Origin of the sequence: Paenibacillus sp. ClWae2A (assembly GCF_032452295.1) — a bacterium.
Taxonomy (GTDB): domain Bacteria; phylum Bacillota; class Bacilli; order Paenibacillales; family Paenibacillaceae; genus Paenibacillus.
Map to the genome: position 1 here is coordinate 23,962 of NZ_JAULSQ010000010.1, position 26,551 is coordinate 50,512.

The following is a 26,551-nucleotide window of genomic DNA, read 5'->3' on the forward strand; positions in this document are numbered from 1 at the left end:
GGCATAAGCCATGATGAACGACAAACAGCGCATGAATGGTTAACGTAGTTAACGGATTACGCTGTAACTATCTCTGGAGGTGAATCCCTGAGAACCGGGGAAATCATTGGACATAATTACCATATTGAATATCGTTTTACTTATTATCTTGATTGCATTGACTGCATTTTTCGTAGCATCGGAGTTCGCTGTTGTCAAAATTCGTACATCAAGAGTGGATCAACTGGTTGCCGAAGGCAATAAAAAGGCTGTACTAGCCAAAAAAGTTGTCTCGGACCTGGATTATTATCTATCAGCCTGTCAACTCGGTATTACGGTCACTGCTCTAGGACTGGGAGCGCTCGGAAAACCGACGGTTGAGAGATTGTTATACCCGGTATTCAATTATTTAGACGTACCTGCTTCGATCTCATCAATTGCTTCCTATGCAATTGCCTTTATCCTTGTCACGTTTTTGCATGTGGTTGTTGGTGAGATGGCACCCAAAACATTGGCGATTCAGTTTTCGGAAAAACTGACGTTATTACTCTCGCCACCTCTATATTGGTTTGGTAAAATCATGTATCCGTTCATCTGGGCGCTTAATGGAACCTCACGTGTTCTTCTGCGGGGATTCGGTGTAAAGCCTGCCAAACATGATCAAGCCTACTCTGAGGACGAGATTAAGATCATCATGAACCAGAGTTATGAAGGTGACGAGAACAACAAGACCAAGCTTTCTTATCTGGAAAATGTATTTGTGTTTGACGAACGTGATGCCAAAGACATCATGGTGCCACGTACGGAACTGGTGACATTAGATCAGGAAATGACCTATGACGATATTATTCCTATATTGGATGAACATAACTACTCACGTTACCCTGTCATCGAGGATGGGGACAAGGACCGCATTATCGGCGTTGTGAATGTGAAAAAGATTTTGCCTGACATGGTAGCCGCAAGATCATATCAACTAAGCGAGTTCGTTCGTGAGATCCCATTTGTTTCCGAAGTTACAAGTATCCAGGATGCGATGATTAAAATGCAGCAGGAACGTGTACACATGGCCGTGGTCGTGGATGAATACGGCGGTACTTCGGGAATCATTACGATGGAGGATATTCTGGAGGAGCTGGTCGGTGAGATTCGTGATGAATTCGATGCCGATGAGGTGGCTGATATTCAGGAGACCGGAGAGAATCAATATCTCATTAATGGTCGGGTACTTTTGGATGAAGTGGAGCGGCAGTTCGGACTTATCTTTGAAGGTAATGAAGAGATGGATACCGTTGCCGGATGGATTCAATACCAGAAGGGTGTAGGTGTGGAAAAAGGAGACACGGTAGAACACGGTGATTATGTCTGGACTATTGTTGATACCGAAAATTATCACATCAAACAAGTTCTTCTGGAGCGGGTAAACGGCGCTCAGGTTGAGGAAGCAACAAGCGATCTTGCGTGATGTTGGTTGGTTCGATCATGACTGTAATCTAGGGTTTGATTGCCTATTTGGCTACTGCCCTCAGAATTTAAAACGTTTTGGCAACGTAGCAGTGTAGGGGACGGAATCGATTCTGAAGAAGCGTAGCGTTCGCGTTTGCAAACCAATTTTAAACCTTTGAAAACAACAATCAGGAAAATTTGTAGGCAATGGCGATCGGAAGAACGATCCGTCACCGGAACGTCACTCGTGCAACCTTATTTTAAATTTTAATGGAGGTGAATCCCTCAACCTGGGGGAAATCATTGGACGGAATAATAGCCTTGAATTTATTTTTAGTAGCCGTATTTATAGGTCTGACAGCCTTTTTCGTTGGAGCCGAATTTGCAATTCTTAAAGTACGGATGTCCCGAATCGATCAATTGATTTCGGAAGGCAACAAAAAGGCAGTACTGGCCAAAAAAGTGGCGCACAACCTGGATTATTATCTGTCGGCATGTCAATTGGGGATTACCATCACGGCGCTGGTATTGGGAGCCCTGGGTGAACCTACCGTTGAGAAAATGCTGCATCCGCTCTTTGAGCGAATGGAAGTGCCGGCGGCATTGTCTACCGTGCTTTCCTATGGTATCGCTCTGGCGATCATTACGTTCCTGCACGTGGTTATTGGTGAATTGGCACCGAAAACTCTGGCGATTCAGTTTGCAGAGAGAATGACGCTGTTGCTGGCACCACCACTGTACTGGTTCGGTAAAATCATGAATCCATTCATCTACGCGCTTAATGGAGCTGCTCGTTTGTTGCTTGGCATATTTGGTGTAAAACCTGCCGGGCATGATACCGTTCACTCGGAGGAAGAGCTGAAACTGATTATGGCACAGAGCTACGAGAGTGGCGAGATCAACCAGACGGAGCTGGACTATCTCAAAAACATTTTTGCTTTTGATGAGCGTTTGCTTCAGGAGATCATGATTCCACGAGATAAAATTGTTACTTTGAATAAGGAAATGCCGCTTGATCAGATCATTGAGACGCTGAATCGACATGAATACACGAGATACCCTGTTATTGCAAATGGGGATCAGGCTCATTTTGTTGGCTTTATCAATACAAAAGAAATGCTGACGAGTGTGGCTGCGGGCAGAGATTTCAATATGGAGACATTTGTTCATAATACACCGAGTTTCTCCGAGCGTTCTCCAATCAAGGATGTACTGATCCAGATGCAGCAAAGCCGTGTACACATTGCAACCGTAAAAAACGAGGCAGGTGCTACGGTAGGTATGGTTACGATGGAGGATATCCTTGAAGAGATTGTCGGAGATATCAAGGATGAATACGAGCACAAAGATTTGGTGAATCCACCAAAAAGAATGAAATTGGTTTAAGAATCAGGGATATAAAGATATTAAAGGATTAGCGAAGCAACGTAATTGTTCTAACGATAAGCAGGTTCCCGATGTGATCGGGGCCTGCTTTTTGTATTAAATCTTAATGTTAAAATAAAAGCTTGCATATTGAAGTCCAATGGATTAATATAAATTTAAAGAATCTTAATTTAAAGATAAATAACGAAAGCAATAAATAAAAGAAGCGAAATTAACCTATGATACTATTAAAACTAAGGGAGTGGAGAGTATGTTCAGAACTACAGGAATTCATCATATTACAGCTTTTGTAGACGATGCACAGAAAAATGTTGATTTTTACGCAGGCGTGTTGGCGCTTAGACTGGTGAAAAAAACAATTAACTTTGATGCACCAGATGTGTATCACTTGTATTACGGAAACGAGCAGGGTGCACCGGGCACAATCATTACCTTTTTCCCACAGCAGAATTCAAGAAGAGGTGTCATTGGTTCCGGTCAGACTGGAGTTACCGTATATGCGGTTCCTGTAGGAAGCCTGCCTTTCTGGAAAGAACGTCTTGCTTCCTTCGATATTCCATATGAAAATAAAACGAGATTTGGTGAGCAGTACATTCGTTTCTTCGACAAAGGCGGTCTGTTGCTTGAACTGGTTGAGCGTGAAGGCGGTCAGCCAAGCAAATGGACTTTCAACGGTGTGACACCGGAGCATGCCATCAAAGGATTCGGCGGTGCCGTATTGTTCAGCCACGTTCCTGAGAAAACTATGGACGTCTTGGTGAGCAAACTGGGTCTGGAGCAAGTTGGTGAAGAGAACGGACTCCTTCGTCTTCAGGCAAGCGGCGATATCGGTCAGATCATCGATATTCAGTCTACAGGCATCCAACGCGGGATTGGCGGAGCCGGAACGGTTCACCATATTGCATGGCGTGCCAAAGATTACACGGAGCATGAACAAATTCAGCAGGATCTTGAACAATCCGGGTATCACCCAACGCCAGTCATTGACCGTCAATACTTCAACGCTGTGTATTTCCGGGAGCCGGGAGGCATACTGTTCGAACTGGCTACGGATCCTCCGGGATTTGCAAAGGATGAACCAGCAGACAGCATGGGTGAGAAACTGATGTTGCCTGAATGGTATGAGCCACAGCGTGAGCAGATTGAACAATTGTTGCCACGAATTGAAGTACGTGAATGGAAAGGAGAGTCCAAATCATGACTACAACCAATACAATGAAACATATCTATAAAGCAGGTGCTCAGCCGGATGCGCCAACAATCCTGTTGCTTCATGGTACAGGAGGAACCGAGAACGATCTGATTGGTCTGGCGGAGATGATCGCACCTGGAGCTGGCATACTTGGGGTGCGGGGGAATGTATCGGAGAACGGGATGCCCCGTTTTTTCCGCCGTCTGGCCGAAGGCATTTTTGACGAAGAAGATCTGATTGCTCGTACGGCAGAGCTGGGATCTTTTGTAGATGCAGCTGCGGTGGAATACGGTTTTGATCGGTCCAATGTGTATGCACTGGGCTACTCTAACGGTGCCAATATTGCGGCAAGCTTGATCTTCCATCAAGCAGATGTATTCAAAGGTGCAATTCTGCATCACCCGATGGTACCGCTGCGCGGACTCGAACTGCCGGATCTGAAAGGTCTGCCTGTGTTCATTGGTGCGGGAGAGAACGATCCGATAGTACCAAAACGTGAAACGGAGGAACTTGCTTCGCTGCTCAGCGGTGCAGGTGCCGATGTAAACACGCATTGGGAGCGTCAGGGTCATCAGTTAACTCGTACCGAGGCAGAAGCCGCGGCAGCCTGGTTTAAGACACAGGCGTAAGGTAAAGGTAGCCCTAAACCGAATATTCGTTCACCCTTGCATTGAGTGATTGTGCAATCTTGCAGGAGCTGCGTACGAAGCAATAAGAATATGTATATGAGGGCCAGTCGCATAGTGGCTGGTACAGTTACCCGATCCAAACATGGATCGGGTTTTCTTTTTGCATAAGGAAAAGCAACATGGTTGTCGTAAAGCATGGATTATTTTATAATGAAGTAATTGATAATCATTTTCAATTAGATTCGGTGACAGATGACTATGCACGTAATCAGGAGGGGAATATGAATCCTAACCCTAGCTCACATACATTTGGTTCAAGTGCGTTTGTTCGGACCCGTGATGGTCGCAAACTACATTATATGTCCAGGGGAACAGGAGAACTGACGGTTGTATTTGAGTCCGGTATGGGCGCCTCCAGATCGAACTGGGGACTGGTTGCACCAGCCATTGCTGAGCATGCACGTGCTGTCGTGTATGACAGGGCAGGGGCGGGACGAAGTGATGTCGACTCGGCTCCCCGCAGCCTTGAACGCATTGCAGGGGATCTTGGAGAACTGCTGACAGCTCTGGGCCCGGGCCCATTCATTCTGGTTGGACATAGCTGGGGCGGTCCGATTGTACGGGCTGCGGCAACTGCACATCTATCTCGATTACGTGGCATTATTCTAGTAGATCCATCAGACGAGCATTGTGAGATGTATTTCTCCAAACTTACTAAAAAGAGCTTTGCCATCAATGGTTTCCTTATTCCAATTATGGCGCGTACAGGCTTATATAAGCTGCTCGGTAGCAAAGCTGGAAGCATTCAGCCTGACGATGTGGCGGCGGATCACCTCACGGAGGATTTCACTGTACGGGCAGCCAGCACGATGCTTGCGGAAGGCAAAACATTTCTGAATGACATGGCAGGGCTGCTGGAAGATCCTCCAGATCTGGGTGATCTGGAAGTCAGCGTGATCTCGGGTACGAAACCGGGCAAGGGAGAGGGGAAAATCAGACCTGCTCTCATCTCGGCGCATCGCCAGACAGTGAGCAAGTTATCCAATGCAAGATGGATTGGGGCGGATCAATCGGGACATATGGTTATGTATACAGACCCTCAGGTCATTATTGATGAAATTGTACGAATGATTAATGAAGTGAGCTCAGGCGCAAGAACAGAACAAAAGTGATACAATACAAAGAAAAGCAGTGCACGGCATTGCTAGACCATAAAAGCGGAGTGTGGAGAACAAAATGAAACCAGTTGAACAAGAACCAACGGGAACCACAAGTCCCGGTCGTGCCAGTGTTGGCATGGAAGATATCGTGCGCGCACATCATGTGCTGCGTGAGGTCATTGTAAGAACGCCGTTGCAGCGGGATGCTGTATTGTCGGCCAAATATAACTGTAATGTGTATCTGAAAAGGGAAGACCTTCAAGTGGTGCGTTCGTTCAAAATCCGAGGCGCCTATAATATGATTCGCAGTCTGACGCCAGCCGAGATGGAGAAAGGTATTGTCTGTGCGAGTGCAGGCAACCATGCTCAGGGCGTCGCTTTTAGCTGTAATGCCCTTGGAATTAACGGCAAAATCTTCATGCCGAGTACAACACCGAACCAGAAGGTGAAGCAGGTACGTCGCTTTGGCGGAAACAACGTTGAAGTGGTGCTGATCGGGGATACGTATGATGATGCTTATGGAGAAGCGATGCGCGCATGTGACGAACAGGGCATGACGTTCATCCACCCTTTTGATCAACCCAAGATTATTGCAGGTAATGGTACGGTAGCGATGGAAATTATGGAAAGTCTCGATGAGAATGCCGACTATGTATTCGTGACGATTGGTGGCGGTGGGTTGGCAGCCGGCGTGGGAACCTACATGAAGACCGTGAGTCCGGAGACACGCATCATTGGTGTCGAGCCACTTGGGGCAGCTTCCATGAGTGAGGCGATGTTCCGCAAACAGGTTGTGACGTTGGATGACATTGATAAATTCGTGGATGGCGCAGCGGTGAAACGGGTTGGCGATCTTACCTATGATATCTGCAGCAGTATACTTGATGACATTGTGAAAGTGCCCGAAGGCAAAGCCTGCACAACTATTCTGGAGCTATATAATGAAAATGCGATCGTGGTCGAGCCTGCCGGTTCCTTGGCTGTTGCGGCGCTTGAGCAGTATCGTGAGCAAATCGTGGGCAAGACGGTGGTATGTGTTATTAGTGGTGGGAACAACGATATCGACCGGATGCAGGAGATCAAGGAACGTTCCCTGATCTATGAAGGGCTGAAGTATTATTTCATGGTTAATTTCCCGCAGCGTGCAGGAGCTTTACGTGAATTCCTGGAGGAAGTTCTAGGGAAGAATGATGATATCACCCGGTTTGAATATACGAAAAAACATGATAAAGAAAATGGCCCTGCCTTGGTGGGCATCGAGCTGATGTACAAGGAAGATTACCAACCGCTCATTGAACGCATGAACCGCAAAGGTATCGCCTATACCGAGCTGAACAAAAATCTAAATCTGTTCAACATGTTAATCTGATGAATCATTCGACAAGACAGTCAGGTATGCCGTCAGACAACATGGAGACAACTCCTCGGTTAAGACCTGCGCACATAGAAGATGCTGATCAGGTCATTCCTTTGCTGTACCAGGCGATAGGAGACATTGCATACGCCCTTGCAGGTGAGGCGGATCATGAGAAGGCGATGCAGATTTTGCAGGAGTTCTATGTACAGGAAGACAATCGGATTAGCTATCGTCATGTGACAGTGATGGAGCAAGATGGGCTGATCGCGGGGATTCTCGTAGCCTATGATGGTGGTGAGGTGGATCGTCTGGACCAGCCAATTCTGGATCGCCCTGGACGAAGCCGGGAAGAGAAGTATGCATTGGTCAAAGAAACCCGTCCGGGCGAGTATTATCTGGATACTCTTTCGGTAAGTGAAGCATATCAAGGGCAGGGCATCGGCCGCGCACTGATGGCTGCTTTTGAGCAGCAGGGCAGAGATCTGGGTCACTCGCAGGTATCCCTGATTGTAGAACGAGACAACGGCCGTGCGCTAATGCTGTACGAACGGCAGGGATATGTCAAAGACGATGTAATTGTCATCGCAGGACATGAGTATAATCATATGGTCAAACCACTTCAATAGTGCAGGGAACTGGAGCGTTAAGTCAGTTATTGATTATAGAAGCAAGAAGAAACCGCCACAGGAGTGAGTCCTGTGGCGGTTTTTGTCGTGGTGATATGTTGGATGGAACTTAGCCTGAATTTGAACCGGATGTTAACCATGGGAGCTGATTATCAATAATTCGCATATTCGTTGACCGGCACATTCTGCTCCAGCCATTTCTCCACCGCAGCTGTTTTCTCATACTTCGATTCCTTAACCACGTCCATAAAGGCATCCAGCTTGGTGAGGAATTCACTATCGACGGATGCAAGACGCTGCAAGACGCCGTTGTAGCCTCTTTGGGCGTTCGCAACCATTTTGTTGGTGTCATAATCAAACAGCGGTGTATTGTTCAGCCCATAAAAGGTATACAGGGTATAACTGTTTAACAAATTATGCACCTGCTTGGCCCGATTTGATTTTGGATGCCGTTCCAGAAATTTTTCCTGGCTGAGTGCTCGAAGGAGAATTTCTTGATAGCCAATGACCAGAGCACCGTCATCCGCAGGCAAGTTTTTCGTTTCCTTTGTCATGATATGGATGTAGCTTGAGATGTCCTCTTTAATTACAGAGGTATATTTCACGAATGCGGCATAATTCATTATGGGATAGAGGGAGCCTTCCAGCATGACGAGGCGGTAGCCGCTGTCACGAGCTTCTTTTAACAGTGCACGCAGATCGGAGTCCTGGGTACGCTCCATGAGTTTGGTGAAGCTATCATTCAACTTGTAAGCCTTGATCATCTTGTCCTGAACGTTAGGAACGAGAAGGCGGTCTGTCATGGCGCTTAGCGCCTTCATTCGAGCATTCTCCAATTGAAGCACCATCAGGGTGGCGTGATGCTTTGTTACTTTTTTGATATGAGATTCGAGATAAGTATCCGCGGCAGGCAAGCCGTTCTTTTTGTAGAGCATGGACTGAAATGTTTTATATATGGTTGTTGAACTGGCAGTCGTGACTTTGTTGGTATCTGTACTGGAAGATGCGGCAGCAGCGACTCCGGATAATGGGGCGACAGCCGTTTGTAGCAGCATGAGGACGGCGGTGGCTGTAATGAAGGTGCGCATGCCTTTACGTTTGGCAGATTGGAGCAATGATGTCATAGATATGAACCTCCCGTAGTTGAGAAAATGATAGGTGTTGTTCACTAGTCACTATACCTTAACCCAATTGGTGCAGGATGTGGTTGCGGAATGGTGACAAATTCTTCTGTTATTTTTAACTTTTGGAGGGTGGAAGATAGAGGAAGATTTCTGAGAAAATATTTTTTGTACAACTGGAAACTTTTGAGCCGATCGGAACGTCTTAGTTGTGCATAGGTAAATACAGGAATTAATGAAAAGAACAGCGAATCTATTTCGATGTTAACTAAATGCGAGAATGGGGATATGGGATATGAGGAAAGCGGGAGGAAAACAAGTGAAGAAGGTAATGTCAGCGCTGGCTGTATCGGCCATGCTGATGTCCGCACTTCCAACGTCGGTTATGGATGCAGCTGCGAGGATCAGTATATATATTAATGATGCAGAGTTATCATCTGCTCAGGCACCTGTCATGAAAGGTGGGCGCGTACTGGTTCCGCTGCGGTCGATTTTTGAAGGATTGGATGCGAAGGTACAGTACACGAACAGAACCAAAACGATTGTTGCAACTCGCGACGATCAGGAAGTTAAATTGACACTCGGTTCCAAAACGGCATACATCAACGGGGAAGCGATATCGCTGGATGTACCTGCAAACACGATTAAGGGCAACACGATGGTTCCCATTCGTTTTGTCAGTGAGGCTTTTGGAGAGAAAGTATTCTGGAACTCGCGCAATCAACGTGTAGATATCAAGACAACGGTAACACCTCCAGTGGATGAGACACAATATGCTGCATGGAACATCTATGGTTCGGTATCCGGAAGTAATGGAGATGGTCGTGACCTGACCGTGAGCTTCACACGTCCAACTTCAGAGAAGGCGGTATCTGCTTACCGGATTATGTTGGTGAAAACTCGTGATGTGAATAGCTTCACGGAGTCCTCAGCAACTGCCGTACCTTCTGCGAACTATACATCCGTTACACCAAATGGTAGTAACCCGAAACTGACACTTAATGCACAGACGCGTGACGTGAACGGGGATTTGCTCAATAGTAATGAAACGTATCGTCTGTATGTACTGACTGTTGGTAACAGCAGCAATAATTATAAAAATTCACTGAACTGGTCTTCCCAAGCATTGAAGCTCAATAATGTGAAATCCACAGTACAAGCGGTTACAAGTCTGCGTGCTGCAGATATTAGTGACTATGGCGATGGTCGCGATCTGGAGATTAACTTCACGCAGCCGAGCACAACATCGAACATTACGTATTATCGTGCTTTTGTTGTTAAAGCGAAGGACTCTTCTGCATTCAATCTGGCTGCAGCGAACAAAGTGTCCAGTGCAAACTCCACGATCATATACAAAGGAAACAGTAGCGCAGTGAAAAGCCAGCTGACTTCTTCGACACGGGATACGTCCGGGGAAATGATCAAAAGCGGTACAGCATATGTAGTTTACATCTTGTCGGTAAGCACTAATACAACAACAGACAGCAAGCTGTCCGCAGCATCATCTTCACTTACGCTGTCCGTGAACACAGCAACCTCTCCAGTAATTACGCAGGTGAAGGATAACTCGGATTATGGAGATGGTCGTGATATTCAGGTGAGTTTCAACCGTTCATCGGATGAGTCCAAGGTGGCGAATTATCGCGTCTTTGTGGTGCGCAACTCGGTTGCCAGCAGCTTTAATCTGACGACAGCAAGCAATCTGTCCTCCAGTCTGTACTATACGGTGAACAAAACAGGTAACAACATTACAACGACTTTGCCTTCATCCATGAAGGACACAAGTGGTTATAACGTAACAAATCTGCAAGATTATCGCATCTTTGTGATGGCGGTGGGCAACCAGCAAAATGGATACACCAATGCGCTGTCAGCCTCCTCCACAGCTCTGAGACTGACAACGACCGGTAACGCGGGAGTCATTAGCAACCTGGCTGTTGCGGATATTGGTGACAACGGTGATGGGCGTGATCTGCGGGTTTCGTTCAACAAGGCCGCGGATGAATCCAGAATCTCTGCCTACCGAGTATATGTAGTTCGTTCCGCTAATGTGGGCAGCTTCACACTAAGCGCAGCTAATGCGTCGAACAACTATACGCAGGTGAACAAAACGGGTGGTAACCTGTCAGTTACGCTTCCGAATGCATATGATACAAGCGGTTCTAAAGTCCAAGAAGGTGTGAGTTATCGTGTATTTGTTGTATCGGTGAGCAACAGTGGGAATGCTAGCCAGAATGCACTGTCTGGTTATTCTTCATTAATCACATTATCCAAAACTGCTGCTTTGACTGCACCGACAATCATTACAGCAACGGATATCGGCGATAATGGTAATGGTAGCGACATAAGTGTGACGTTTAATAGATCGGCGAATGAGACTAATGTTCATCACTATCGTGTATTCGTGGTAAAGAAAACAAATGTAAGTGGATTTGATCTGGCAGAAGCGAATCGGAATCCTAATTTTACCCTCCAGAGTAAAACTGCAGGAAGTGGAAACTACACTTTGACTTTAAATAATGCAAAAACGACAGATGGCGCAAATATTCGTAATGATGAAGATTATCGTATATTTGTACTGGCGGTGAGCAACACCGGTACTATTTCTAATGCTCTATCTACGGTTTATTATGATGTTAGGTTGTCTGTAAATAGTGAAGTTGGGAAAGTTGCAATCACAGATGTTGAAGTCAAGAAAGAAGAGCAAGCTGCAGGTAATGCTACCGATGTAAAAGTGACATATACAAAACCAGTCCCTGATCAAGCCATTGGACGTTATGTGTTAATGGTAGTACCTGCATCTACAACTTTCGATCTAAATGCGGCCAAAAAAACTGCGAAATCCAGCAATTCACTCGATGTTTCTGCAAGTACAGTTACAGAACTTCCTATTTCTTTATCCGATAGTAATGGTGACGAGATCAAAGCTGGAGCATACAAGATTGTTATTTTGTCCGAATCATCTGATGGTAAACGAGAATCAAGTATGACTACGTCGGCTCCTTTCACGATTAAAGCAAAGAAACAGGCACCAACGCCTGTTGAGAAGGTAACGGGTGTGGATGCAAGTGTAACTAGTAATTCAATCAATGTAAGTTTCACTAAGCCAACTAATGAGGCAGGCATTGCTCGTTACGATGTGTACATTGTTAAAGAAGGGGGCGGTACAGGTACTTCTGGTACAGTTCTAGCTACAGTACGTACGGGTACTGCTCCAGGGACAGCAACAGTGGGTATTACAGCTAAGGATTCAGATAATGTAGATTTTGGAGCAGGGAAATACCGGGTATTGGTAGTCGCAGTGGCTGACACAACGTTAAATACATCAGTCACTTCTGAAGGGACTTTGACCATTCCGCCAGTTTCTTCTGGTGCTGATCAGGGAAACGACAATTCAGGTACATCCTCTAATCCGGATAGCGGAGCAAGTGCTTCCGGTGGTACTGGTGCGCAAGCATCTGCTGGAAATACCCCATAAAACAAAGTTTAATGCATGAATCATACATCATCTTGATAAGAGTGACAGAATTAGTGAAGGGCACGGAATCGATTCTAAAGAAGCGTTAGCGTTCGCTGTTGTCTCCGAATTTCTACCTTTTAGAAATTAATGACGAAAATTTGGAGACAACAGCGATCGAAGGAACGATCCGTGACCGGAACGACCACTCAGTGAAGAACAATCTATTATTCAGTAAAGTAACATGTTAACTCCCTTTCTAAACGAGAAGGGGAGTTTTTTATTTCCATTTTGAAAATCTTGTCGCTAAAAAGGTTCCTTAGACCATTGCTGCAATGGGACAACCCGATGGATAATAGAAGGAATAAGCTATAAGCCTATGAGCCGAAAGGAATGATGGAATGCTTGCATTTCGTTTGACGGGCCTGCCGGATTCCCGGTTGCCGCTGTACCTGTATTGTGTGGGTACGCAGGAAGAGAAAGTTCTGCATAGACCGGATGGATTTCCGGTGTATCAGTTGTTTTTGTTACGCGGCGGTGAAGGGCAGTTCAGGCTTCCGGGAAAAGGGACATGGACGATGGGAGCAGGGCAGCTATTCATCGTGGAACCTGGGACTGCGCATGAGTATGTGCCTCATTCCAAATCCAAAGGAGAACTTGGTTATATCGGTATTGGCGGTGCATCGGCTGGATCGGTACTTCAATGCGCGGGTTTACTTCAGAACGAGCCATACCCTATCTCCGGTTTTGACATCATCTGGTCACGGATGACCAATCTCTGGCATGCGCTGGATCAAGGTGCAACGGAGATGTGGAACAAATCAGCCCTCATCTACCAGCTCATTTTGGATATAGCACAATCCCAAATTCCATCTGCTGTCGATATCGGAAGTGTTAGACCATCTAAGGAACAGGACAGCACTGTAACACGTTCTAATCGGGAGTCAGATCCGAGCAAGGATGCACTGGATGCACTCACCCGAGCCGTAGCTTTGATGCATACTCATTATCAGGACGATCTGTTATTGAAGCACATCGCTGACGCAGTGGGTTATTCGGTGCAGCATCTCAATCGATTATTTCATCATCATTATGACGTGACAGGACATCAATATATGCAGCGATTGCGTTTGCAGAAGGCTTCAGAATGGCTGGACAAGCATCCACGAGCAAGTGTACGAGAGGCGGCAGAGACCGTAGGCATGGAAGTGAACTATTTTATCCGGATGTTCAAGCGAGAGTTTGGAGAGACACCGGGCAAAGGAATCAAACATCGTAATCAACTCCAAATGGAAAAAGGGACCCTCAAGGCCCCTTAATCGCTTATATAACGTGTTATGCAGTTTTCTTTTGTCCAAATAAAGGCCTTAACGTTGCAAGCCCCACAATGCCGATTACAGCGCTCACCCATGGAGCCAGCGCAAATACCGGAAGTTTATCACGTAGTGGATACCCGACAAACAGCACGAGTACTACGACCACGATGTAGATGACGATCCCCCGAATATTAACCTTAGGTATCTTATTTCTGTCCGCTCCTTCATCGTCCGGTCGCTCAGCAAGGCGGCGAAGCATCTCCACCAATGCAATACCGCCAACTGCCGCAACGATCAGAGAGAACAGACTGATGTGTTGGAACGGTTCCGTATCTCCGCCAGTCCAACCCACGAACAATCCCGCACATCCTTGAATTAACATGACAAAAGACAAAGCCGCCCAAGCGATCATGGCATACCACTTTGGTGTCCGTTTCACAGGCTCTGGATTCTCCGTTGGCTGTGGTTCTACAGCGTAGGCATTCTTTTTCGATGAAGCTGATGGACTATTACCACGGGTTGGGCTGGATTTACCCACCTCAACGGCAGCTGTCTTCTCCGGTGCTGTATTTGTTATCCCGAGCTGTGCATGGATGTCTTGTTCCAGATCAGGTCCGTATAATTCGCGAGCGGGTTTGTTATCCCGCTGAGCCTGTACGATCGCTTTTCCTGCGGAGAGAATCCATTCTTCCTGTGTTCTCTCGTCCGCTGGCGCATGACGCGCAATTGTGCTGATCTCGTCATACAGTTTCACATGTTCAGGTGTCATTCGACTCATCTCAGTTATTTGCCGATTCTGTATTTCTTTAAGCTTCTTATAGGAAATCCCCAATGATTGCTCCCCCTGTCTACACACGTTCTGATCTTCCATTTCTCTGAAGACCCTGACGGTATTTTAGTATACGGGAAGGGCTCTCGTTTCGCAAAGTCATTCCTTATTAAAAAGCTGCTCATGGTTGGCCCATATCCCCACACAGGCCAGTATGACACAGGTGCATAACAGCACCAGTTTACCGTGATGTTGAATCCATTCCAGTAGATGTTCCATGAATTCATTCCTTTCGGCAGAAGGATTCCGAGGCATATGCTGCCATTGATTGTTCGTTTATTTTCCCCCGTTCATTCAAAAAAATACCCTCACGCCTCACAGATCTAACGATTGTGTGAAGGATGCATAAAGAGCAGCCGATTCCATCACAATAGTAGCATTTCCAACAGAAATCCAAGATTGGAGTGTGCTTGTTATGGATAAACAAACAGAATTGACGCGTAAGCTGCTAATGAACAGCAACTCCCGTGGAGTTGTGGACGAGGTTGTATCCTTTGAGGAGAACCTGGAGGATACGGAGTATGCAGAAGAACTGACAGATGGCAATTTGAAGGGAAGAAGTTTCTGGGACAATAGTGATTCGGGTCATGAGCATGCGTGGAATGGACGGGTGGAGACCCACGAGATGTTCCGTAGAAGCTACGAATAACGAACCTGCAACACTTGGTTTGAATTCCACAAGATTTCCGGGCCAGCTGTCATCAGCGTGGCTCATTTTTTTGCGCTCATCAACCGATAAAATGTAGAATAGCAGTCGACGTAGAAAGGGTTCTTACTTACGTTGACTTGAAGGTTACGGGATGATAATATATGAATAACATCTTAATACACACTAAACTTATCGGATTATATATATTTAATAAATGGAACTCAACAGGCTAAGAATGGAAAGGGGAAATCGGTATGGAACGTCAGATCAGTATCCGTCACGGACAGGAAGAATTAACAGCCACGATTCATTATCCGGTTGTGAAAGATATCAAGGAGGGGAAGAGTCAGCAGCGCGTACCTCTTGCCGTTATCTGCCACGGCTTCGTTGGTAGTCGGATCGGCGTGGACCGTTTGTTTGTAAAGACTGCACGGGAGCTGGCTGAAGACGGTTATCTGGTCCTGCGTTTCGATTATATCGGTTGCGGAGAGAGCAGTGGGGAGTACGGAGCGGAGGGACTGGAGTCCATGGTGCTGCAGACCCGTTCGGTGCTGGATTACGCGGTGAATTGCAGTGATGTAGATCCTACGCGTGTTACACTGATTGGTCATAGTCTGGGTGGTGCCGTTGCCTTACTAACTGCTGTACGTGACAAACGTGTCAAAAACCTGGTGATGTGGTCCTCCGTGGGTTATCCATTCAATGATATCGTGAAGATTACGGGACGGGAAGTATACGATGAAGGCGTGAAACTGGGTGCGGCTGATTATCTCGGATACAAATTCACACCAACCTTCTTCGAGTCTCTCGCTGAACAACAGCCATTCCAGGAAGCAGTCAAATTTAGTGGTGATGTTCTCGTCGTACATGGCACGTCAGATGAAATTATCCCTGTAGACTACGCATTCCTGTATCAAAAGGTATTCTGGATGCGTCAGGAAGGGCGTTGCGACAAGGAAATCATCTTCCAGGGCGATCACACCTTCTCTTCAGGTAAAGAGCGGGAACAGCTCATTACGCGTACCAGAGAGTGGCTGGGCGAACGTCAGAAGATTGAGCAGGATTGGCAGCACTGGATGATATAAGTGGCAGGATTACAACTGTTTGGGGATGTCAGCTTGGAAAAGCGCCTTCTTAGGGGTAAAATAGAGGAGTAAGCATTCTATCCGTGTCTGGAGGTTGGCAGCAATGACATTACCCGCACTTTTCATTGCGCATGGTTCTCCCGCTCTGGCGGTGGAGAGCAATGACTACACTCACTTCTTGAACCAGCTTGGAGACAGGCTGCCGGCTCCGAAAGCCATTGTTGTATTTACGGCGCATTGGGATTGTCCTGAACCGTCCGTGACGATGGATGATACACATCAGACCTTGCATGATTTTTACGGATTCCCTTCTACGATGTATACAATGGAATACCCTGCATCTGGGCAGCCGGATTTAGCGAACGAGATATGTGCTTTGTTCACCCGCAGCAATCTGGCACATCAGCCGATTCGAGGCCGAGGGTTGGATCATGGCGTATGGGTACCGTTGCTCCATATGTATCCCGAGGCTAACATTCCTGTGATCGCTGTATCTGTAGACTCGCTGCGTACGCCGCAGGAACAGTATGATATTGGCCGAATGCTGGAACAGCTGCGTCATGATGATGTGCTGATTATTGGCAGCGGTGGAACGGTTCACAATTTACGATTGCTGGGCAATACGGATGAACCGGAAGAGTGGGCGGTGGAATTTGATAACTGGATCGGGGAGCGCTTGCAGCAGTGGAACACAAGAGAACTGTTTCAATATGAGAAAAAAGCCCCTCATGCACGCACGGCAGTTCCATCGTATGGTACAGAACACCTCGCACCTTTGTTTTACGCCATGGGTACAGCCGATATGTCCCGATCAGCGAAGCGTCTATTCCAGTCTTATCCTTATGGAACGCTCAGTTTGAACTGCTGGCAGTTTGGAGACGGCGTGTAACTTGGAACAGACAACAGCCTGATTATGGTTTTTGAAGCCAGTTGGGTACGGATAACGTGTGTTAATGTATACAATTACAATATATAAACAAAAGAAGGTTCCTGTACACCCTTGATGGGCTAAAGGAGCCTTCTTTCAATACGAGGACTTATTCAGGTAATAGATCTTTATTTGCGAATTTCGAACAATTCACAGTCTGTACGCGAATGATAAGCGAGCTCACTGACACTGGATTGTACAACTACGGTGTTGCTGTCAAAACGGATAATGATGCCACCGGAGTCAATCTGGTGATTATCTTTAAAAACTCGAACTTTATACTTCATATTCATGGCTTCCTGGAAGTCCGCATCGGTCTCAAGACGTCGCTGGGTCGGCATATCGTGTACTCCTTTGAAGTTCAACTTTATTTCATCATAATACGATTTTCTGTAGCTGGGCAAGTCAGTCAGAGCAGCCAGGCTATTTATGAAAAGAAAAAGCCCTGCTCTCCAGGGGGATTGGGAGCAGGGCCGAGAATTCGTTGAATGATTGCTTAAGCTGTTTTTTGAGTAGGGCTAATCGTTGGTGTGTCTTTAGGAAGATTGCCTTTGTTGTTACGAGTGAACAATCCGCGAAGGTAAGGCAGTACCCAGTGATCCAGCCCGATTTTACCTGCATTTGCACCAGCAACGACAAGGAAGATTTCCATTACAACCAGTTGAGCATTCGTGCTTACTGTTCCCGAGAAGAGGAACGCGAAGTTCATGACCATAGCCATCAGTGCTGCTAGTGTAGTGAAGCAACCGAGGATGAGACCCAAACCTACAAGGAATTCACCCAATGGGATAACGAAGTCGAACAGTCCTGCGTTTGGTACTGCGAATTTCTCAAGGAACGTTCCCCACCATGCTTGAACTGCTGGATGATCACCCGTTGTTTTTTCCAATGCCCCTGCAAGGAACCCGCCAGCTTCGAATCCGCCAGTCAATTTGCTCCATCCGTGAGTCATCCAATCATAACCGATATACACCCGAAGTACTGTCAAAATCCACATTGCTACTTTGTTTTCTCTAAGCCATTGGTTTGTGCTGAACATATGAACCACTCCTTCATGGAATCTAGTGTGTGTTGTTTTTGTTTTTTCTAAGTGATCACCTTTGATGTCTTTATTGTATAGTTCAAAAGTTGTTTTGTTTGTGATTAAAATCACAATCTAGTTCAAATTTTAAGTAAGGTTTGAGAAGTTCACATTTAGGACATATTTTTCTCGCAATTCGCTGTTTCAAATGTGAATTTCACGCTGTATCAAGGCCTTCTGGGCGCAGACAAATCGGATGGGGTGTGATTAAATGGAAAGAAATACGTGAAATGGTTGCCCACATGAGACATATATCACAACTTAGAACCAAGCCATATCGTTCAGGAGGTCCTATATTGAAGCTTTTTAAATGGAACAAAGCAGCATCGGCTGCATCTCTATTTATTCTCTCATTAAGTCTTGTTGCCTGCCAAAACCAGGAGGTGGCGCAGATGCCACTTCAGCCGGAACCGACACCTGCACCTGTACAAGAAGAACAGAACGTGGAGGAATCCAACACGTCTCTCTATACAGCACCTCTTACGGGTCTGCCTGTAGATGAAGCGATTACGCGACGACCACTCGCCGTAATGATTAATAATGCACCAGCGGCTCGGCCCCAATCGGGTCTAAGTTCAGCCGATATCATTCTTGAAGTCCTCGCAGAGGGAGGCATTACTCGTTTCATAGCCATCTTCCAGAGTGAAGGCGGTGCGGAGACGGTTGGACCCGTTCGCAGTATACGTCCATATCTCATTGAGCTCGGCGAGAGTTATGATGGAGTACTTGTTCATGCCGGAGGCAGTCCGGAGGCGTATTCCATTTTGCAAAGGCAGCAGAAACAACATATGGATGAAATCTCGAATGGTGGACCTTATTTCTGGCGTTCCTCGGATCGTAAAGCCCCACATAATCTGTATACTTCAGCGGACAAGCTGAGAGAAGGGTCAGATATCAAGGGTTATAGCCATGATTTCAGGTCTCCCGTGTACATCTACAACGAAGAAGGTGCGACATCCGCAGGAGAGGCAGTGAAGCAATTCGATATCCATTATTTATTGGATAGTTACCGGGTGACGTATGATTATGATGAAGTTAGCGGACGATATATGAGAATGGTGAATGGCAAGGCAGATCAGGATCTGGATAATGGGACTCAACTTGGCGCAGCGAACATCATTGTGGCAGGTGCAGATCACAAGGTGCTCGATAGTGTAGGTCGGTTGTCCGTTAATTTGGAACAAGGCGGGGAAGCCATGTTGTTTCAGAAAGGCAAGATGATTCGTGGGCAGTGGGTGAAGAAGCAGGGGGATATTATACGTTTTGTCCAGGGTGGCAGTGAAGTGGCTCTTGTGCCTGGTAAAACCTTTATCAGCATTGTTCCCAATCAACCGGAATTTTCCAGTCATGTGAAGCTGGCTGTGCAGCAATAAAAGGATGAAATGAAAGAAACGATGAAACATGTATCCATTTTTTCTTCGAAAAGGCATTATATTTTACCTTAGCGTGAAAAGTAGAATCGTGTCGATTCTGTATTTTGATGTCGAATTGTAAACGCAGTGTAAAATCTTGACTTGAATTTACCATTATTCCAAATAATTAAGATTCATTTCAGATTAATGTGATAAGAATATAAAAAAGGATCACACCTTTTGTACAAACCATGAAACAAATATGATAAGATATCAAAGGTTGTCATTTCATGTTTCATCGGTTATCAGCAATTTTTCTCGTAAAGGGGATAGAGCTATGAAGCTTAAGAAGAAGAAGGATATATTTTTTGAGACACTGGAGAACATGGCAGATACGGTTGTTCAAGCGGCAGATTATTTCTCCCAGCATGTTTCCAACCTTCAGGATGTGACTCTTTTCGCTAATGAAATGAAGAAGTACGAGTCGAAATGTGATGATTACGTGCATACGATTATTACAGAACTCAACAAAACATTTATTACGCCGATCGAACGCGATGATATCATGGAGCTGACAACAACTCTTGATGACGTATTGGACGGACTCGAAGCAACGGCTTCCCGTTTCTATATGTACCAATTGACGGAACCGGATGAATTTATCGTTCAGTTCTCTGAAATTTTGCGCCAATCGGCTTACGAAATTCAGAAGGCGATCCATCTGCTGTCCCAGAAAAAATTGCTGGCTATTCGTGAGTACACCATTCGTTTGAATGATCTGGAAAACCAGGGCGACGAAGTGCTGCGCATGTGTATCAAACATCTCTTCGCTACCGTGTCTGATCCGATTGAACTGATCAAGCGTAAGGAAATTTACGAACGTCTTGAGACAACAACGGATGCTTGTGAAGACGTAGCGAACGTGCTTGAATCCATCATTATGCGTAATTCTTAAGGAGCCAGAGAATAATGGAAACAACGATTTGGGTATTGGGTATAGTCGTCTTCCTTGCACTGGCGTTTGACTTCATCAACGGTTTTCACGACACGGCGAATGCTATTGCGACTTCGGTCTCAACCCGAGCGCTGACGCCACGTCGAGCTATTCTTATGGCAGCGGTGATGAACTTTGTCGGTGCGATGATGTTCACAGGTGTTGCGAAGACGATTGGGGGGAGTGTGACCGACCCCACCACGCTGGATAACGGTATAGAGGTCGTCATAGTCACCTTGATATCAGCGATTATCTGGAACCTGGTTACATGGTGGTTCGGTATTCCGTCCTCATCCTCACATGCACTTATTGGAGCCCTTGCAGGTGCAGTACTCGTTGGCGCAGGATCTGATAAAGTGAAATGGAGCGGATTCATTGATATCGTCGGAGGTTTGCTATTATCACCTCTGATCGCATTTGCCATCGGTTATGTGGTCATGACGATTCTCAAATATATTTTCGCCAAACGCAGTCCGCATAACGTGAACAAAGGTTTCCGTACGGTACAGATTTTCACGGCAGCACTGCAAGCATTCACGCATGGTACGAATGATGCACAGAAAGCGATGGGGATTATTACGTTTGCTTTGGTTGCAGCAGGTGTGCAGGATAATCTGGATGTTCCGCTGTGGGTTAAAATCTCAGCAGCAACTGCGATGGCTCTCGGTACATCCATTGGTGGTTGGAAAATCATCAAAACGATGGGTACCAAAATCTTTAAAATTGAACCGATCAACGGATTTGCCGCCGATCTGTCAGCTGCATCCGTTATTTTCACAGCAACGTTGCTTCACCTTCCAGTTAGTACAACGCATGCGATCACATCGGCTATTCTGGGTGTGGGTTCCGCGAAACGTTTCTCTGCGGTGAAATGGGGACTTGCTGGACGTATTATTATTACGTGGTTCATTACGATTCCGATTACTGGGGCACTGGCAGGATTATTGTACTGGATTATTTTCTAAAAAGAGAAGTTATCCCGAACAAATTCGGGGTTACCAGACAATCTGTTCATAACTGTGTGAATATCGGGATATGTGGACAATTAAACAACAAAAACAAGAGACGCCTGTGCATGAACGTGTGGACAGGCTGGATATGTGGATAGCCATCCGTGGAATGATAAACCAAAAGAAGATATTCCTGTGGATACAGGGAACTGTGGATAGGGAAATGAGAGAAGCCAACAGGGTTGGCTTTTTTTGTTGTCGAGTTTGAAGGTACCTGTGTACAATAACGTAAAGATACAGGACAAGGATGTGATCTGATTTATGATTCGTACACTCGCCATTACACGAGAACATCAAGTCTCCGTTAACGTACCACTTACACAGCTGGATCTGAACGATTACGCCTGGGTATGGGCCGATTTTAACCAGCCAACGGAAGAGGAAAGCCGTTTGCTGGATACATATTTTCATTTTCATCCATTAGCGATAGAGGATTGTCTGCATGTATTGCAACGGCCCAAGCTTGATTATTATGATAATCTGCAGTTTCTTGTGCTGCATGCACTGAACCCGTCCACACTGGAAGCCGAGGAGGTTGACTTGTTTCTCGGATCAAACTTCCTAGTGTCTTTTCATCATGGCGTATTGGAGGAAGTGGATGAAGCGTGGGAACGCTTGTTGCACCATGCACATGAACGAACCATCTGGGCGCGAGGTCCGGTGGCAGCAGCCTATACGGTGATGGACAAGCTGGTCGATCATTATTTCCCGTCTCTATTTGCGATTGAGGATGAACTGGCTGAACTGGAGAACCGGGGTGGACAAGAATCGGTTGAAGACTTGATGAACCAGGTGTTTGATCTGCGGACTCGATTGCTGAAGCTGAGAAGAACCGTAGTACCGATGCGGGATCTGCTCTATCGGGTGGTTAACTCCCAGCATGTGCAGCGAACAGGTGAACATACGGCTTATTTTACCGATATCTATGACCATTTATTGAAGCTGACGGACATGATTGAAGCCGATCGGGAGATGACGGCCGACCTGCGTGACAGTTATATTTCCTTGAACTCCAACCGGATGAATCAGATCATGAAGACACTCACGGTGATTACGACTGTATTTATGCCGCTCACACTGATCGCGGGTATTTATGGCATGAACTTTGCCCATATGCCTGAGTTGCAATGGAAGTTTGGGTATGGGGCGGTGTTATTGTTAATGTTTGTGCTTGGAGGAAGCATGGTGGCCTGGTTTGTGAAGCGGGGATGGTTTAAGTAGAGAACGTGACACCTTACTGCTCCGAACGCCGCTTTCTTTCAGAAGGAATAGAGTCAAGCTTTTCGGTCTTCATGAAAAAGGCCACTGAGCAAGGATCACGGGCAGGAATGGAATAACCTGTCGGGAGATGATATTTGCCTAATGGCCTTTCTGATTCTTCTATAGATGTGCTAGAAATAATCTATCCACATGTGAATAACTATTCCGCTGTAATACGCTGTGTATAACTTATCGTGATTTCCTTTTATTCCACTTCAAGGACAAAAGAAGTCGTTGCTGCCGCTTTACCATTCACAACAATCGTTAGCGTATGTAGTCCAGCATAGTATTTTCTCGTTGTAATGATTTTGAACGATTGTTTGGTGGCTACCTTGGTTCTGCCTGTCGGGTACATTTTATCGGAGCATTTGAACCGCTTGGGGGCCTGCTTGCCGTTTGCCTTCATATAGCCCATCTCATATTCAATTCGCAGCATCTGTGACTCGCCGCTCTCATTAACGACATCAAACGAAAAATGAAGATCCTCGCCAATGCTAATCGACTCCTGGACAAGTTGAAGCTGCTCAATGTGAATCGAATCCTGCTCGTTATAACCAAAAAGACTTAGCGCTTTGCTATGTCCTTTCTTCAGTAATGACCTGCTGGCATGCCGGACAATCCAGTCTGTGTGTACATGTTGTCCGTACCAGGTCGTGGCCAGATCCATAACCAGTTCAGGGTGGTCTTTGGAGATGTCATTCAGATGATTGGCGACGCTTTTGCGAACGTAGAGGGACTCGTCCTGTTTCAATGCATGCAGAATCGGAAGTACAGGTGTTGGATCAGTGATAAAGTTCTGGAGTTTGGCACCCCATGGCAAACGTGGCCGGCTGCCCTCACTGGCAAGTCTGCGGATATGCTCGTTGTCGCTCTCTGCCCACGTCATCATATGTTTCATTGTTTGGATTGGATAATGTTCAATAAACGGGCGTACCGCGAACTCCGAGCTGGAATAAGGTGTGAAGAGGGTCAGATACTTCATGGATAACTCGTAATCCTTCGGGTCAAGTCCGTTCACTTCGATAAAATCCGGTACAAACAGATATTCAACACCTCTCATCGTTGGTGCGGCTTGTTCGATAATATGTAATGCTTCCTCATAATTGTCCGGCAGTACTGCAGTCAAGGCCAGTGTGATTCGGCGAATGCGCGCTTTGAATTCCAACTGTTCCCAGCCTTCAGCGAAAACCAATTCATGAAATTGCTGTGTATCCAGCTTCGGGTAGAATTGACGCAACTGTTCGCCGGTCCGATCGATTAATGCGGGAGTGTATTTGTCTTTGAAAAGTTCCATGGTCCGCCTCCTTTAAGTTACTATCCAGTATACCTCAAATTACAGAAATAGGAACGTAAGTTCCTGAAATTTATTTATATACCGATGAACAGAGTTAAGGCACCCACCTTCTGTATGGGGGTGCCTGGAGTTTTTTAACCTTTGCGACTTTTGGGACGGCGCTTCGTGGTATTGGATTTGCGGCGGACTGGAGTTGTATTGCGGCGACGTGTAGCATTCGTTGTTTTGTTCCGACGTTTACTTTTGCGTTTCCGGGGCGGCGTATATTCTTCATAGTCTGCATCAGCTGCGCTGTTATTCGTTTTTCCTTTTCCAAAAGGCAGAATGCCCATAACGAGTTTCATCATCGGAGCCATCTGCTGGATCCCACCAACGACCTTTTGCATTTTGCCTATTCCACTCATGATTCCATCAATTCCGCCAAAGCGGTCGATCATTCCTTTTAACTCACCGATGTTGGCTAATGAAAAGCCGGTACTGCCAGTAGCAGGCGCCGTTACCGGAGCTGGGGGAACAACCTGAGCTGCACCTCCATAAAAGTTCCCTCCAGCTACACCTTGCCCATAGGGTACCACTGCAGATGCTTCGACTTCACCGAAGCCCGGGTAATGGGGCTCTACTCCAGGGTACATCGGTTGAATCTGAGTTTCATTTAAAGACCGCGGAACCACACCGGGCGGCATATAGGCAGAAGTATATGCCTGCCGATGAGCATGAGAAGACGGACGGTGCCCTTGTGCTGGCTGGCGGTGATAATAATGCTGTGGCATGAACGATCACGTTCCTTCTATTGGATTTCGGAATTGCGTTCCACAAGTTTCATGACAGATGTACATCATATACGGTAGTGGAACTCCCTTTTGTTATACTGTATGTCATTCGCGGAGAGACGGCGTAGGCGGGTATCCCGGAAAACGGGATATTTGCGGATTTGGGCGCATATATGATGGCAGGTTCTCGACGAGTAAAATGCAGTTTAGACACAAAGTTGTAACATTTAGGAGGGTTGAAATCCTACATAAGTAATCGGATATATACAGGTGAAAACTGGGAAATAACGCGGTAATTTCGCCAGATGTACGCGAGGGGAGGACAATAGTACCTTTTGTAAGCGGTAACATGTATTTTTATTCTGTAGTGCGTGAAATCGGTAACGCTTGAAATACCAACTCAGGGTGAGTACAATGTAGGTACACAGTAACCGCTAGGGGATGATGATGAAATGCAGCTGAAAAAGCTAAATGATAAAAGCATTGAACAACTATTCGAGGCTATTTTGACGCTAAAAGATATTGAAGAGTGTTATGTTTTCTTTGATGACCTCTGCACAGTTAACGAGATCCAATCCATGTCCCAGCGGCTGGAAGTGGCTCGTATGTTGGGTAAAGGCAATACGTATAACCAGATTGAAGCAGAGACAGGTGCGAGTACAGCTACAATCTCACGTGTGAAACGTTGCCTGAATTATGGCAATGATGGTTATAAAATGACGCTGGAACGCCTGGGACGCTAACATGAAGAAGCCGGGTGTACTCATCATCAGTCACGGTTCACAGGAGCAGACCTGGGTGGAATCCGTCGATGACGCGATCTCCCGGTTGAATCTGCCTGTTCCATTACCGGTTGAAGCCGGTTTTCTTGAACTTGTGGAAGGACGCCTGATCCAGGACGGTATCGACCGACTGGAAGCACAAGGCGTAACCGATATTCTGGTCGTACCTCTATTTGTTTCGTCCGGGAGTACACATGTGGATGAAATTGAATATGCCATTGGTGCAAAGGAAACACCTGATCGCGAAACGGATCTGGAACCGTTCGATGTGAAGGCTCGTGTTCACTTCGGTTATCCAGTGGATAACGATCCGGATATTGCCGTGATGGTGTGGGACAAAGTCCGATTGTTGTCGCAGCAACCGGAGGAGGAAACGATTCTGCTTGTAGGCCATGGGAGTATTCATGATGGTTTTCGCGAGCGTTGGGAAGCCGGAATTTTTTCCCTTGCAGAGCGTGTGCAGGAAGTTAGTGGTGTAGCCCATACGGATTATGCACTGCTGAATCCGGAGAGTGTGTACGACAAAGTGAAGTACTGGAGCGAAGAGCGGGGGAACCGAGTCATTGTGGCGCCGCTGTTTTTGAGTGCGGGTTATTTCACGAGGAACGTTATCCCGGATCGGCTGCAGGAACTGGACTATGTGTACAGCGGTGAGACACTGTTGCCACATCCATTGCTTGGGCAGTGGCTGGAGCGCCAGATCCAGATTTTGCTGGAGAGATGTAATGAAGTTAAAGCTTCTTCTTGAAGTGATCGCTTTGGCATAGGTGTGACATCGCATCACTCGTAGTAATGTCGCATCAGTTGATGTGAACTCCATAGCTTCATAAACAATCAAACCACGTCGA

Annotated in this window: 24 protein-coding genes; 18 read left to right on the top strand and 6 right to left on the bottom strand. The window is 46.3% G+C overall.

Features of this window, described 5'->3' with window-relative positions; genetic code table 11:
- Positions 1–106: 106 nt before the first annotated feature.
- From QVE09_RS23600 to QVE09_RS23630, 7 genes are all read left to right on the top strand, one after another.
- Positions 107–1,444, top strand: a complete 1,338-nt coding sequence (locus tag QVE09_RS23600) for a hemolysin family protein (protein WP_315938773.1) — start codon at positions 107–109, stop codon at positions 1,442–1,444.
- 284 nt (positions 1,445–1,728) lie between these two features.
- Complete coding sequence (locus QVE09_RS23605) at positions 1,729–2,811, top strand: hemolysin family protein (protein ID WP_124118555.1); 1,083 nt, start codon at positions 1,729–1,731, stop codon at positions 2,809–2,811.
- Positions 2,812–3,061: 250 nt separating this feature from the next.
- Entirely contained in the window at positions 3,062–4,012 is a 951-nt protein-coding gene (locus tag QVE09_RS23610; protein WP_315938774.1) for a ring-cleaving dioxygenase, read from the top strand.
- Between the two features lie 14 nt (positions 4,013–4,026).
- Entirely contained in the window at positions 4,027–4,632 is a 606-nt protein-coding gene (locus tag QVE09_RS23615) for an alpha/beta hydrolase (RefSeq protein ID WP_315938898.1), read from the top strand.
- A 281-nt stretch (positions 4,633–4,913) separates the two neighbouring features.
- Entirely contained in the window at positions 4,914–5,804 is an 891-nt protein-coding gene (locus QVE09_RS23620) for an alpha/beta hydrolase (RefSeq protein ID WP_315938775.1), read from the top strand.
- Positions 5,805–5,868: 64 nt separating this feature from the next.
- Positions 5,869–7,161, top strand: a complete 1,293-nt coding sequence (gene ilvA, locus QVE09_RS23625; RefSeq protein WP_315938776.1) for a threonine ammonia-lyase IlvA — start codon at positions 5,869–5,871, stop codon at positions 7,159–7,161.
- Positions 7,161–7,775, top strand: coding sequence for a GNAT family N-acetyltransferase (locus tag QVE09_RS23630; RefSeq protein WP_315938777.1), 615 nt, complete (start codon positions 7,161–7,163; stop codon positions 7,773–7,775). Before ilvA ends, QVE09_RS23630 begins: the two co-directional genes overlap by 1 nt.
- Positions 7,776–7,927: 152 nt before the next feature.
- Here QVE09_RS23630 and QVE09_RS23635 read toward each other — a convergent pair whose 3' ends face one another.
- Positions 7,928–8,899: a hypothetical protein gene (locus tag QVE09_RS23635; protein ID WP_315938778.1), complete on the bottom strand. Its 972-nt coding sequence runs from the start codon at positions 8,897–8,899 to the stop codon at positions 7,928–7,930.
- Positions 8,900–9,215: 316 nt separating this feature from the next.
- On the opposite strand from QVE09_RS23635, the gene QVE09_RS23640 reads away from it, so the two are divergent.
- Both QVE09_RS23640 and QVE09_RS23645 read left to right on the top strand, forming a co-directional pair.
- Complete coding sequence (locus QVE09_RS23640; protein WP_315938779.1) at positions 9,216–12,374, top strand: stalk domain-containing protein; 3,159 nt, start codon at positions 9,216–9,218, stop codon at positions 12,372–12,374.
- A 380-nt stretch (positions 12,375–12,754) separates the two neighbouring features.
- Positions 12,755–13,672, top strand: a complete 918-nt coding sequence (locus QVE09_RS23645) for an AraC family transcriptional regulator (RefSeq protein WP_315938780.1) — start codon at positions 12,755–12,757, stop codon at positions 13,670–13,672.
- 16 nt (positions 13,673–13,688) lie between these two features.
- On the opposite strand, the gene QVE09_RS23650 is transcribed toward QVE09_RS23645, so the two are convergent.
- The gene (locus QVE09_RS23650) at positions 13,689–14,501 is read right to left on the bottom strand and encodes a hypothetical protein (protein WP_315938781.1); all 813 of its coding nucleotides are present in this window, start codon (positions 14,499–14,501) and stop codon (positions 13,689–13,691) included.
- Positions 14,502–14,913: 412 nt separating this feature from the next.
- On the opposite strand from QVE09_RS23650, the gene QVE09_RS23655 reads away from it, so the two are divergent.
- From QVE09_RS23655 to QVE09_RS23665, 3 genes are all read left to right on the top strand, one after another.
- On the top strand, positions 14,914–15,147 hold the full coding sequence (locus tag QVE09_RS23655; protein ID WP_315938782.1) for a hypothetical protein: 234 nt from the start codon (positions 14,914–14,916) through the stop codon (positions 15,145–15,147).
- 254 nt (positions 15,148–15,401) lie between these two features.
- Positions 15,402–16,232 carry an alpha/beta hydrolase gene (locus QVE09_RS23660; RefSeq protein WP_091038809.1) on the top strand — a complete coding sequence of 277 codons (831 nt, stop codon included), beginning with the start codon at positions 15,402–15,404 and terminating at the stop codon, positions 16,230–16,232.
- Between the two features lie 103 nt (positions 16,233–16,335).
- A complete protein-coding gene (locus tag QVE09_RS23665; RefSeq protein ID WP_315938783.1) occupies positions 16,336–17,121 on the top strand; it encodes a DODA-type extradiol aromatic ring-opening family dioxygenase in 786 nt (261 codons plus the stop codon).
- A 167-nt stretch (positions 17,122–17,288) separates the two neighbouring features.
- Here QVE09_RS23665 and QVE09_RS23670 read toward each other — a convergent pair whose 3' ends face one another.
- Entirely contained in the window at positions 17,289–17,501 is a 213-nt protein-coding gene (locus tag QVE09_RS23670) for a hypothetical protein (RefSeq protein WP_017690673.1), read from the bottom strand.
- Between the two features lie 155 nt (positions 17,502–17,656).
- On the bottom strand, positions 17,657–18,199 hold the full coding sequence (locus QVE09_RS23675) for a DoxX family protein (RefSeq protein ID WP_017690672.1): 543 nt from the start codon (positions 18,197–18,199) through the stop codon (positions 17,657–17,659).
- 338 nt (positions 18,200–18,537) lie between these two features.
- Between QVE09_RS23675 and QVE09_RS23680 the strand changes: the two genes are divergently transcribed.
- The 4 genes from QVE09_RS23680 (at position 18,538) to corA (ending at position 22,818) form a co-directional block, all read left to right on the top strand.
- The gene (locus QVE09_RS23680) at positions 18,538–19,614 is read left to right on the top strand and encodes a DUF3048 domain-containing protein (RefSeq protein ID WP_315938784.1); all 1,077 of its coding nucleotides are present in this window, start codon (positions 18,538–18,540) and stop codon (positions 19,612–19,614) included.
- Positions 19,615–19,930: 316 nt separating this feature from the next.
- Positions 19,931–20,548 (top strand): DUF47 domain-containing protein, encoded by a 618-nt coding sequence (locus QVE09_RS23685; protein WP_315938785.1) that lies wholly within the window; start codon positions 19,931–19,933, stop codon positions 20,546–20,548.
- 14 nt (positions 20,549–20,562) lie between these two features.
- Positions 20,563–21,552: an inorganic phosphate transporter gene (locus QVE09_RS23690; RefSeq protein WP_036668387.1), complete on the top strand. Its 990-nt coding sequence runs from the start codon at positions 20,563–20,565 to the stop codon at positions 21,550–21,552.
- 306 nt (positions 21,553–21,858) lie between these two features.
- Positions 21,859–22,818 (top strand): magnesium/cobalt transporter CorA, encoded by a 960-nt coding sequence (corA, locus tag QVE09_RS23695; RefSeq protein WP_315938786.1) that lies wholly within the window; start codon positions 21,859–21,861, stop codon positions 22,816–22,818.
- Positions 22,819–23,062: 244 nt separating this feature from the next.
- Here the strand turns inward: corA and QVE09_RS23700 are convergent, their stop codons facing one another.
- Positions 23,063–24,151, bottom strand: coding sequence for a DNA alkylation repair protein (locus tag QVE09_RS23700; RefSeq protein ID WP_315938787.1), 1,089 nt, complete (start codon positions 24,149–24,151; stop codon positions 23,063–23,065).
- Between the two features lie 134 nt (positions 24,152–24,285).
- Positions 24,286–24,921, bottom strand: coding sequence for a tyrosine protein kinase (locus tag QVE09_RS23705; protein WP_315938788.1), 636 nt, complete (start codon positions 24,919–24,921; stop codon positions 24,286–24,288).
- 452 nt (positions 24,922–25,373) lie between these two features.
- On the opposite strand from QVE09_RS23705, the gene QVE09_RS23710 reads away from it, so the two are divergent.
- Both QVE09_RS23710 and QVE09_RS23715 read left to right on the top strand, forming a co-directional pair.
- Positions 25,374–25,664 carry a YerC/YecD family TrpR-related protein gene (locus QVE09_RS23710; protein WP_017690665.1) on the top strand — a complete coding sequence of 97 codons (291 nt, stop codon included), beginning with the start codon at positions 25,374–25,376 and terminating at the stop codon, positions 25,662–25,664.
- Between the two features lies 1 nt (position 25,665).
- A complete protein-coding gene (locus QVE09_RS23715; RefSeq protein WP_315938789.1) occupies positions 25,666–26,451 on the top strand; it encodes a sirohydrochlorin chelatase in 786 nt (261 codons plus the stop codon).
- The last annotated feature ends 100 nt before the right edge of the window (positions 26,452–26,551 follow it).